This is a genomic window from Mucilaginibacter sp. P4_G9 (assembly GCF_056400985.1).
In genome coordinates this window covers 1-11,025 of sequence record NZ_JBFUKF010000173.1, presented here as the reverse complement: position 1 = coordinate 11,025, position 11,025 = coordinate 1, and the positions used below count along the sequence as shown (strand labels likewise).

At 42.3% G+C, this 11,025-nt stretch carries 8 protein-coding genes; 4 read left to right on the top strand and 4 right to left on the bottom strand.

Annotated elements, in window-relative coordinates; translation table 11 throughout:
- Positions 1-524, top strand: a 524-nt coding sequence (locus AC1DPZ_RS15380; RefSeq protein WP_477404890.1) for a RagB/SusD family nutrient uptake outer membrane protein, incomplete at its 5' end; no start/stop codon positions are given.
- A gap of 480 nt (positions 525-1,004) precedes the next feature.
- Here the strand turns inward: AC1DPZ_RS15380 and AC1DPZ_RS15375 are convergent.
- Complete coding sequence (locus tag AC1DPZ_RS15375; protein WP_477404888.1) at positions 1,005-2,690, bottom strand: SUMF1/EgtB/PvdO family nonheme iron enzyme; 1,686 nt, start codon at positions 2,688-2,690, stop codon at positions 1,005-1,007.
- A 240-nt stretch (positions 2,691-2,930) separates the two neighbouring features.
- On the opposite strand from AC1DPZ_RS15375, the gene porV reads away from it, so the two are divergent.
- Both porV and ispF read left to right on the top strand, forming a co-directional pair.
- Entirely contained in the window at positions 2,931-4,082 is a 1,152-nt protein-coding gene (gene porV / locus AC1DPZ_RS15370) for a type IX secretion system outer membrane channel protein PorV (protein ID WP_477404886.1), read from the top strand.
- Positions 4,082-4,564 (top strand): 2-C-methyl-D-erythritol 2,4-cyclodiphosphate synthase, encoded by a 483-nt coding sequence (gene ispF, locus AC1DPZ_RS15365; protein ID WP_477404884.1) that lies wholly within the window; start codon positions 4,082-4,084, stop codon positions 4,562-4,564. Before porV ends, ispF begins: the two co-directional genes overlap by 1 nt.
- Positions 4,565-4,696: 132 nt before the next feature.
- On the opposite strand, the gene AC1DPZ_RS15360 is transcribed toward ispF, so the two are convergent.
- The 3 genes from AC1DPZ_RS15360 to AC1DPZ_RS15350 form a co-directional block, all read right to left on the bottom strand.
- A complete protein-coding gene (locus AC1DPZ_RS15360; RefSeq protein WP_477404882.1) occupies positions 4,697-8,074 on the bottom strand; it encodes a trifunctional glycoside hydrolase family 18/polysaccharide deacetylase/glycosyltransferase family 2 protein in 3,378 nt (1,125 codons plus the stop codon).
- A 68-nt stretch (positions 8,075-8,142) separates the two neighbouring features.
- Positions 8,143-8,304: a FeoB-associated Cys-rich membrane protein gene (locus AC1DPZ_RS15355; protein WP_477404880.1), complete on the bottom strand. Its 162-nt coding sequence runs from the start codon at positions 8,302-8,304 to the stop codon at positions 8,143-8,145.
- 58 nt (positions 8,305-8,362) lie between these two features.
- Entirely contained in the window at positions 8,363-9,556 is a 1,194-nt protein-coding gene (locus AC1DPZ_RS15350) for a hypothetical protein (RefSeq protein ID WP_477404878.1), read from the bottom strand.
- 291 nt (positions 9,557-9,847) lie between these two features.
- Here AC1DPZ_RS15350 and AC1DPZ_RS15345 point away from each other — a divergent pair, with 291 nt between their 5' ends.
- Entirely contained in the window at positions 9,848-10,855 is a 1,008-nt protein-coding gene (locus AC1DPZ_RS15345) for an NAD(P)H-dependent glycerol-3-phosphate dehydrogenase (RefSeq protein WP_477404876.1), read from the top strand.
- The last annotated feature ends 170 nt before the right edge of the window (positions 10,856-11,025 follow it).

Here is an 11,025-nt window from a genome sequence, read left to right as displayed (position 1 = left end):
CTTCACAGCAGGGTGTAAATGACCTGAATACATTTTACGGATCAGCTGACTACGGTGGCCGTGGCGATATTTACTTAAAGGAGAGCTTTCTTGATAATTTTGAGGCAGACGACCAACGCCTTGCTGTTTATAACGAGGATTCTGACGGATCATTAAGGGTTGATAAATTTGATAACCTATATGGCAACGTACGTATTATAAGGCTTGCCGAAATGTACCTTATCCGTGCCGAAGCAAACCTTCATTTAACAACCAGGATTGGCTCTGCGACACCGTTGCAGGATATTAACGTAATAAGGAACCGGGCCGGCTTAGACGATTTTGCATCTGTTACACTTGCCGATGTATATAAAGAAAGACTGCGTGAACTTGCTTTTGAGGGTGGATTCTTTTTGCATGATGCCAAGCGTTTAAAACAGAAAGCTGGTGCATTGGATTGGAATTCGCCTAAACTGGTGTTCCCTATTCCGTTGCAGGAAATGAATGCTAACAAAAACTTAGTACAAAACGAAGGTTACAATTAATTTATTCCATCCAAACATATCAACCCCGGTGCTTTAAATCTCCGGGGTTTTTTTATTGCCTTTTTAGTTGGTATCCTGCATTTGCAATTACGGGAAGGTTTTCACTGCTTATTCAGTTAAAGAATCCATATAATTTAATGGATAAGTACTTATGCGGATACTTAGATTGGGCAGGGAATGCTGTAAATTGTCTGCTTTAAATTTAAAAGTCAACACCTTTTTCGGTTATTGTTGGCAGTTAAGAGTTAAAATGTATTAATAGTATAAGTTAAGCAGCTTAAACGTTTTTAAACAATACGATTGGTGTTCTATAGAGGATATCTCTTGGTTTAATTATAGCACAGATAATTGGATGGTTGGTGCTTTAGCAAGATAAGTGCTATTTCAGTTTCATTTTTTCACCTTAAAATAGTTTCTTCCTTAAACAAACAAAGCCATTCATCACTGAACGGCCTTGTATTTTAAGTTTAAAATTGGATCTTATTTAGCTTTAAAAGGCTTTGCTTTTTTAACACCATAATGTGGTTTACCATTTGGATAAATTTCTGGCGCACCTACCAATGTCATTGCGCAACGGAAACCAATCTGGGCACTTGCTTCATCCTCGTCCAAAAAGCGGCGGGTGGATGGGTTTAGCCAGAATGCCAGGTCATTCCATGAACCACCTTTGTACACTTTTGAATGGTTGTTAACCAATGTTGTAGTACCATAAAGCGCGGTATTCACCGTATCTCTTTCGCCCCTGAAATCAGGATCGTATTTCTTGCCCGAATTTTTGGGTGATAAAGGATCTGTTGCATTTGGAATTGCCGGTGCCGCGYTACCAGGAGCAGTTGGCACTGCATTTGGGTTGGCAGCATTATTAACCGTATTAGGGTTTTGTTGTGCCTGTTGCAAAGCTATAAGATCGGCGTATTTTAGCTTTTTGTTTGATACTGCAGGATCTTTAATTGGTTTGCCATATTTATCCTTTGCATATAATCCTTTTGTTGGATCGGCCAAACGTTTATTCGCATACTGGTTACCACGGAAAGGGTTAAAATCCTCAAATTCTTCAAATGAAGTTTGGCGGTAAGTATCCTGTACCCACTCGTTAACATTACCGGCCATATTATACAAGCCAAAATCATTTGGAGCGTATGAGCGTACGGGTGCAGTAATGTCAGCCTTATCATTCAGGTAACCGCCAACACCCGCGTTATCACCATTGCCACGTTTAAAGTTGGCCAAAATCAAGCCTCGTGTTTTGCTTTTAGCAGAACGTACACCCATTCCGTTCCATGGGTACATTTTACCATCATCGATGTTTTCAAATTGGGTATTACCGGCCAAAGCCAATGCAGCATATTCCCATTCGGCCTCTGATGGCAGGCGGTATCCCTGTTTTAAAATACCATCCTCCATACGTACAGGACGTACTGGCTTGTTATTTTTGCCGGTACCCGCCGCCGCATTGGGGCTTAGGTTTGGCAACATTTTTTTACCATTAATGCCCTGCCCCTGTATTTGTCCGTTCAGATAAATATCAGTATTAAAAGGTTGCCCTGATGCTGTTGTAGCAGCAGGCGCGGCATTTTTACCTTTGCCATTCTGGTCTTTCCAGGCAACTAATCTTCCTGTTTCGCGTAAAATATTTTCGTTGGTACGATCGGTACGCCAGGAGCAATACTCCTGTGCCTGATCCCACGTAACACCTACAACCGGATAATCCTGGAAGGCAGGGTGGCGCAGGTAGTTATCTACATATGGGTCATTATATGATAGTGGTTTACGCCAAACCAAAGTATCAGGTACGGCATTGTAGTACAATTCATGATCCTGGGGGAAGGTGATGTTGATCCAGTGCAGGTAATCCAGCCAATCCTGGTTAGATACTTCAGTCTCGTCCATATAAAACGATGGAACGGTTACCCGGCGGCGAACGTTGTTGTAATCATAAGTAACATCCTGATCTGCACTGCCGCCCATTACAAAAGTACCGCCCTCAATAGGAACCAGACCGGGGCCTGGTGATGGGTGGACTTTCCTGTAGCGCTCATAACCGCCATTGTTTTTGTCATTATAAGTTAAACCCGTTTTTGACGATTGCGGGCGTTTACTGCAGCTGCTCACCAATGCACTTGCAGCCACCAGCACTAAAGCAGTTTTAGTAAAAAGTATTTTCATAATTTTACAAATATATTAATGACGTAAATTTAGAAAAAAATGGGTATAAAGCTAATGCAGACAGCCCATTATTCTAAATAAATCAAACAATTATCGGTTGTTTTAACGGAATATTGGTAATATTAGTTACAGTATTCTGTTTTTTTTTGCCGATTGTAATTTAAAACATCCCTTTAAAAAATCCAAGTAAATTAAGAACGTATATTTATCAATTAAAATATTAAAGCTAAATTGCACCCAATGAAGTTTTTTACCTTTCGCTATATTCTGTTCGTAATTGTTTATTTACTGCCTGTTGCTGTTATAGCGCAAACAAGCATCTCACGGGTGGAGGTGCCCTTCTTAAACCTCACGCCCGATTCACGCTCGGGTGCTATGGGCGAAGCAGGTGTAGCTTTGTCACCAGATGTTAATGCCAGTTTCTGGAACCCCTCAAAACTTGCGTTTATAGAAAGTAATGATGCGTTATCGCTTTCATATAGCCCATGGTTAAGGCGTTTGGTTCCGGATATAAGCCTGTCGTATCTTAGTTATGCGCACAAAATAGATGATCGTAATACGCTTGGGGCATCGCTGCGTTATTTTAATTATGGATCGTTGCAGCTAACAGATGATAATACTAACGACCAGGGTACTTATACCCCGAATGAATTTTCGCTGGATGTTACCTATGCCCGTAAGTTTGGCGATAATTTTTCATTGGGTTTAACAGGCCGTTATATTCATTCCAGTATATCCAGCGTGTCATTTGCTACTGCCGGGTCAAATCAAACCGGGAGGGCAGGGAATGCTTTTGCTGCTGACGTATCTATGTTTTATAAAGCTCCATACGGCGACAACAACCTGTTTGCCTTTGGCGCCAATATATCAAACATTGGGACAAAGATAAGTTACAGCGATAACGGACCTAAATATTTTTTACCTGCTAACTTAAAATTCGGCGTTGCCAATACCTGGAACCTTGATGAAAACAACCAGATAACCGTTGCCTTTGATATAAATAAGCAGCTAACGCCTTCCCCGCCTATAAGGGATGCAGATGGTGTTATAATAAGTGGTAAAAATGATGATGTATCGGTGCCTTCGGGTATTTTCCAGTCGTTTGGTGATGCTCCGGGAGGTTTTAAAGAGGAATTGAAAGAATACAGCCTTTCTCCGGGTGCCGAATATTGGTATAATAATCAATTTGCTTTAAGGGCCGGCTATTTGTATGAAAACCCAAATAAAAGCAACAGGCGTTATGTAACCCTTGGCTTTGGTGTTAAATACGATGTTTTTCAGTTCGATTTTTCGTACCTGGCAGCCAGCCAGCAAAACAGCCCCCTTGCTAATACGCTTCGTTTTACATTATCGGCAAATTTTGGCGGTACCTCAAATGTATCTAAACGGTAATGGGTAAAATAAAAGTAGGTTTTGGTTTTGATGTTCACCAGTTAAAAGAGCAGCATCCATTTGTTTTAGGAGGAGTTAACCTGGAGCATCATGCAGGGGCCTATGGTCATTCGGATGCTGATGTATTGCTGCACGCCATTTGCGATGCACTGCTTGGCGCCGCCAACCTGCGCGATATAGGGTTTCATTTTTCTAATACAGATAACCGGTGGAAAGGTATCAGCAGCCTTATCCTGTTGCAGCAAGTTGTTGTGTTAATAAAAGAAAAAGGGTTCAGCATTGGCAACATAGATGCTATGGTATGCCTGGAGGCCCCCAAGATAAATCCGCACATCCCGGCTATGAAAACGCATATTGCCAAAGCGGCCTCTATCAGTGAGGATGATATATCTATTAAAGCTACCACCAACGAGCAATTAGGCTTTATAGGCCGCGAGGAAGGCGTTGTGGCTTACGCGGTTTGTTTGATTGAGCGGGATTAGTAAGATTACCCCATTTTATGTTTCGTCGTGAATCTTCAGGGGATTGCCTTATAAAGTAAAAATGGTGCCGCTGAACATCGCCAACAACACCATTTTTTAGAGTATTAAAATCGGGGTTCGGAGTTTCCCTTTTTACTTTTGAATTTTTTCTGCTTCCACCTTCACGTTACCCGTACGCTTCAATACACCCCATCCGCTCAGCTCGCCTTTTAATGCCCGCCTGATAGATTTGAACAGTACGTAATACATGAGCTGCCTCCAAAGGAATCGCTGCGGTATAATGTAGATGAGTTTCCTGTAATCCTCTTTCTCCATGCGGAAGGCGATGATGCCCACAATAAAATCGATAACCACAAAGGCTGCATAATAAATAAGCATCTTCTCCGGCTTTTCGCCAAACAGCGCAAAAATCATCATCAAATCGGCTAATGGCGAGAATAGCGGCAATATGATCTGGAAAATGAGGATGTTGGGCATTCCTACCATCCCAAAAAATTTATATTTTTTATTGAACAGCGCGTCCCGGTTTTTCCAGAAGCTTTGGATTACCCCAAAGCTCCAGCGGAAACGTTGTTTCAACAGCATGCTGATAGTTTCGGGTGCTTCGGTATAAGCAATAGCCTCGGCGCAATTTTTTATGATATAGCCCTGTTTCAGGATACGCATAGTGAGGTCGCAATCTTCGGCAAGGGTATCATAAGTAAAGCCCCCGGCACGGAAAATAGCCGATTTACGGAACGCGCCAATAGCACCAGGCACCACGGTTATGCTGTTGATGAGATCAAAAGCGCGGCGGTCCATGTTTTGGGCGGTAATGTATTCTATTGATTGCCAGCGGGTAATGATATTGGTTTCGTTACCAACTTTTACCGTGCCTGCAACCGCGCCGATTTCCTCATCGGTAAAGTAGCTCATGAGGTGATAAACAGCATCGGTTTTAAGCTGGGTATCGGCATCAATACAAACCACGAAATCGCTATTGGCATGGGTAATACCAAAATTTAAGGCCGATGCCTTACCGCCGTTTGGTTTGGTTAATATTTTAACCAGCGGATTGTTTTCATAAGCCGCAGTTACTACCGCAAATGTTTTATCCTGCGATCCGTCATCTACAAAAATGATCTCGAACGCGGGATACTCGGTTTTTAACAGGCTTTGTATGGTAGCAACGGCATTAACCTCTTCATTATAGGCCGGTACAATGATACTTACCGCCGGCAGAGGAATATTGTCGCCCCTTAACTTTGTTGTTTTTTTATTTTCGATGTTTTGTCTTACCGCCAGTATGCCAATTAATACAATACGCCCGATTGCCAGGAATATGGCCGATAGAAACACATAGATCAATACCCAGTTGATATAGTAATAGCTATGTATAGTAAAATCATACATCGGGCCAAAAATTCCTGTGTGGTCATCTTTTATGGGGGGCATCAGGTCGTCTTTGGTTTTGTCAAGCACATCGGCAATGGTAGTAAACTGGTAGCCGTGCGTTTTAAAATAATGAATTATAGCAGGCAATGCCTTTACGGTTTCTTCACGGGTATCGCCGCCGGCATCATGCAGTAATATCATTGATCCATTATTGGCCTGCCTTATGGTGCGTGCAATAATACTATCGGCTGTTACACCGGGCTGCCAATCCCAGGGGTCGATAGATTCGCCGATGGTGATATAACTTTGCCTGCGGCTTTCGGCAACCGGTATAACCTCGGCAAGCGTTTCCGGCTCGGCATCAGCATTAAACGGCGGACGGAAAAGTATGGTGCTGCGGCCCGTAACCGATTCGATGATTTTGCGGGTGGCATTAAGTTCCAATACAACACGATCAAGGCTAACAGTTGAAATATCGGGATGGAAAAAGGTATGGTTACCAATTTCGTAGCCCTCTTCATAAATGCGCCGAAGGATGGCTATGTTTTTTTCGGCCATAGAGCCTACCACGAAGAAGGAGGCCGGAACTTTTTCTTTTTTAAGGATATCTAAAATACGTGGTGTATAGTCGGGATCAGGCCCATCGTCAAAGGTTAAAACCACCTTTTTGGGCTTATAACCATACTTACGGATCATGTATTTGGTAGGCAGCTTTTTATATTGCTGATAGGTTATATTAAAATTGGTGGTATCAAGCTTTACGGCAATTTCTCCCGTTTGGGGTGTTGTAATCAGGTCGAGTACCTCTCCATCGCCATCATACTCTACGTTTTTACGGTTATTTAAACCTACAGAGGTTAACTTTTTTAAGTCGACGCCGGTTTTACGCAGCGAATCAATAGACAGGTTTTTCTGGAAGAACGACCATAGCCTCGGGTCCTCGGTACCCATCCGCCATAATGCCACACCACCGGTTGCCCAGTCATCGGCCATTCGGATAACGTTAAAGTTGGTAGCGGCGTCGGCAAAGTAAATGGTATGGTCAAGGCTGTCCTTATCCATATAGGTAAAATGCGAGTTGGCCGAAGTTGAATCAAAGGTGATCTTGCTTTGGTTCTCTTCGGCCGTACTGATAGCCTGTTGATAGCCTATGGATTTACCTACACTGCTTTCCCGCCAGTCATACGCGCCTGCTGCAAAAGTTAAAATAATTTTTTCGCTGGGCACTTTACTGCATACGTCATCCAGGATCTGTTCAACCCAGTGCTGGTTTGATAAGTCGCCGGCATTGCTTACTTCATTATGCTCATCAATAGCCATAATGAAAAGGAAATCGTTAACATGCTGCAGCCTTGAAATATCATAAGATTCATCTTCGGGCACCACATTTTGTGTAACCAGGAAGTTTTTTGCCTTTAATGTTTTATAAAGCTGGTTTTGAAAGGCAATATAATTTTTGCTGTTGCGATCCTTAATTTCATCAAGATCAACATTTATACCCTTGAATTTATATTTCGTAAGGGCATTTGTTATACTGTTGATAAACCCTGTACGCAAAACGGGGCTTTTAAAAATGCGCTCAACATCCTTACTGTCATATCCGCCTGTTTGGTTATTTACGTTAACGTAATTTGATAAGGTGAGTATAATTGGCCTGTTGTACTTTTTATTTACGTTTATAAGGCCGGTATCAACTTTGGTTACAACGGTATCTACGCCGGGCAATATAGAAAAACCCTCACTTACCACCATATCCAGCCTGGGCATATTGTCCAAAAGCGAATAATATGCCTGTGGCTCCCATGGGCGGTAAAATGCGACATTTAGCCTGTCTTTATTGTTGGGGTGCTTGTGCTGGTGTATCCGTTTTGCACGTTCAAGGGCTTCAATTTCGCCTTTTTGTATTTTGAATGACCTGTATTTGGTTGATTTTTTTATCTGTTCAAGCTCCTCCTTCGACATTTTTTTTGGCGCCGGGTCGAGGTTTGGCAGATTGGGGTAATACGTTGATTTAATAGTGACTATTACGGCTATTATCCCAACTATAAGTACGGCAAGCAGCACACGACTGAGCCACTTAAAGCGGTTCCATCTGCCGGGTGATTCTGCCTGAAAAATTTGCTTATTTGAAGACATTAAGTGAAATTACTTTTTGGTTAAAAGTATGGGTAACAAATGAAGATATCATGAATGGCTATTGCCGGTTATTTGTTTGATTTACCGGCATCTATATCCGAAAAATCAACACCGCACTTGCAATTACCACCACAGCTTTTTTTTGCTGTAATGCTTTTATACATCATTTTACCGATGTAAAACACTGCGGCGGTAAAAAGAATTATAACTAAAATTACCTGGACATTCATGATGCAAAAATACTTAATTTTTAATATATATGCTTAGACGCAATTAATCGTGTATAGTTTAACGCGGCATAAAGGCAATTGTTCCGCCTACCCAATCAAAATCTTTATTATAACGTACGCCAATCATTTTTCCGCGGCTTAACCGGGCCAGGTTTATGGCTAATGTGGGCTTTGCATCGCCGTTGGGCCATAAGTATAGCAGCCTTATCTCGGCCTTTACATCGCCGTCTGGAGCCTGCACTACGGGCTCGTAATTTACTTTTTGCTGCAAAATCCAGTTCTCCGGGTCGGTAATATTGCTGATGTCGGTCGCGGTAACATCAATAATAACACCCTGTCCGGCAAATGAGAATAAAGGCTTCAGGACATAGTTTTCCAGGTTGGCAGGTATTTGATCTACCTTGTGCAAAAACTGTGTTTCGGGAATATAATTGCCGCTTAAAAAGGGCATAGTGAATTTACTGATGCGGTAAAACCAGTTAGGATGGGTTATCCATTCCACATCAAGCGGCTGCCTTATATCAACCACTTTGTCAAATAAAATATCATCGCCATCTATCTCATCAAAAATCAGGCGGTTGTATATGCGTTTAACCTGTTTTTTTTCGCCATTAAGCTTGTAAAAAAGCTGCGTTCCTTCCTGTACCAGGTCGCTTAATGATATTACGGCTATGCCCAGGTATTTTTGGGTAAGATAAAAATCCACAGCCGTTTTTTGTTCAGGCGCGTTCACATCCATTAGTACCACTTCTTGGGGCAGATGGGGGCCTACAATGGTTTTTCTTAACAGATCGAGGTAACTAACTTTATCAAGTCCGTTAAAATAGGTGGTTTGGTCATCGGCTATATCAAAAACTTCTTTATAAGTATCACCCAGCAAAACCTGGAAGCCATACAGCGAGGGAAAGCCCTGCATCTCTATTAGTTTGGGTACTATGTTGCCTGCCTCGTCTTTACAGATCCCAAAATCCAGGGCAATAAAATGCGGATGATCATTCTCATTAGCAACCTGCCATTTATCGGGAATGGCACGCTGGGTAAGCTGTTTAAAACCGGGTTGTAAAATTGTGGCGATAATATCATCGCCTGCAGTCATCAGCTTATCCCTGAAACCGGCAGTAAGTAAAACGGGTGTTTCGGCCACACGGAAAGCAACCGGCGAGTGCAGGCCGCTGTTAAGTTTATCTAAAAAGTGCTGATATTTTTGGTTGGTAAAACCTGCGTTAAATGTTTTCCTGGCTGATGGGTTCATAGGTTCCGTTTTTCTGAACCCGTTATTGCGGGGCACGAAGCAATCCCCGACCTACAGAGCCGCTCTGTAAAGTTAGAGATTGCTTCGCGCCTCGCAATGACGGTATTAAATGTAATACGTGTATAAACAAACTTAACTAATTTAATTTAACCTTCGTCCCCTGATCTTTTGTCCTTCGTCTAAAAGTCCTTTGTCCTTCATCCAAAAGTCCTTCATCCAAAAGTCCTTCGTCCAAAACAAATAATATTTCATTAATTTGCCATGTCAATTAAAACCTGGCAATTCTACTTAATGTTAAATCAAAAGAAAAAGATAGCCGTTATTGGCGGAGGTAGCTGGGCCACAGCTAATGTTAAAATGCTGGCTGATAATACTACCGAAAAGGAAGTTTTTTGGTGGATGCGTAACACGCAGGCAGTTGAGCACCTGCACAAATTTGGGCACAACCCCCATTATTTAAGCTCGGTTGAAATTAAACTGCCTAAAGAAAACATATCCGGCGATCTGAAATCGCTTATACACGTTGCTGATTTCGTTTTACTAAACGTACCGGCCGCCTTTTTGAAAGAAGCGCTTACGGGCATTACCGCCGAAGATTTAGCCGGGAAAAAAATGGTGTCGGCAATAAAGGGTATTGTACCCGATGAGAATTTAATTATCGGGGAGTTTTTGAACCAGAAAATGGGTGTTTCTTTTGATGACTTTGTGGTAATTAGCGGGCCTTGCCATGCCGAAGAGGTGGCGCTTGAAAAACTATCATACCTCACCATAGCATCGCGCGACGCCGCCCTGGCTGCCGAATTTGCAGGCATGATTAATACCCGTTACATCAAAACCATTGTATCTGACGATATTTATGGCACCGAGTGGGGCGCTGTTTTAAAAAATGTATATGCTATAGCGGGCGGTATTTGCCATGGCGTAGGCTACGGCGATAATTTTCAGGCGGTGCTGATCTCAAACGCCATACGCGAGCTGGAAAGGTTTGTTGCCGAGGTACACCCCATTAACCGCGATATTAAGGAATCGGCCTACCTGGGCGATCTGTTGGTTACTGCCTACTCGCAGTTTAGCCGTAACCGCACTTTTGGCAATATGATAGGCAAAGGCTATACGGTAACATCGGCCCAGCTGGAAATGAATATGATAGCCGAAGGATATTATGCAGTAAATTGCCTACAGCAGGTTAACAAACAGTACAAGGTAAATATGCCCATTTGCGATGCCGTTTATGCTATTTTGTACCAGAAACGCTCGCCGGTAATTGAAATGAAGATTTTGGCAGAAAAATTGAGTTAGTTATTTTATTAATAACTCAATTTACTTACCATGAAAAATCTATTCAGGATTGCAATATTCGCTGCCGGATCATTTATGATGTCGCCGGTTATTGCACAAACTCATAAGGACAGTACCCTTGGTCATAAAATAAGCAAAACAGCTAAGGATGTTGGCCATAAAACAAGTAC

Coding starts and splice junctions, on each gene's coding strand:
- porV (WP_477404886.1), top strand. CDS start 2,931: ATGAAGTTTTTTACCTTTCGCTATATTCTGTTCGTAATTGTTTATTTA.
- ispF (WP_477404884.1), top strand. CDS start 4,082: ATGGGTAAAATAAAAGTAGGTTTTGGTTTTGATGTTCACCAGTTAAAA.
- AC1DPZ_RS15345 (WP_477404876.1), top strand. CDS start 9,848: ATGTTAAATCAAAAGAAAAAGATAGCCGTTATTGGCGGAGGTAGCTGG.
- AC1DPZ_RS15360 (WP_477404882.1), bottom strand. CDS start 8,074: ATGTCTTCAAATAAGCAAATTTTTCAGGCAGAATCACCCGGCAGATGG.
- AC1DPZ_RS15355 (WP_477404880.1), bottom strand. CDS start 8,304: ATGAATGTCCAGGTAATTTTAGTTATAATTCTTTTTACCGCCGCAGTG.
- AC1DPZ_RS15350 (WP_477404878.1), bottom strand. CDS start 9,556: ATGAACCCATCAGCCAGGAAAACATTTAACGCAGGTTTTACCAACCAA.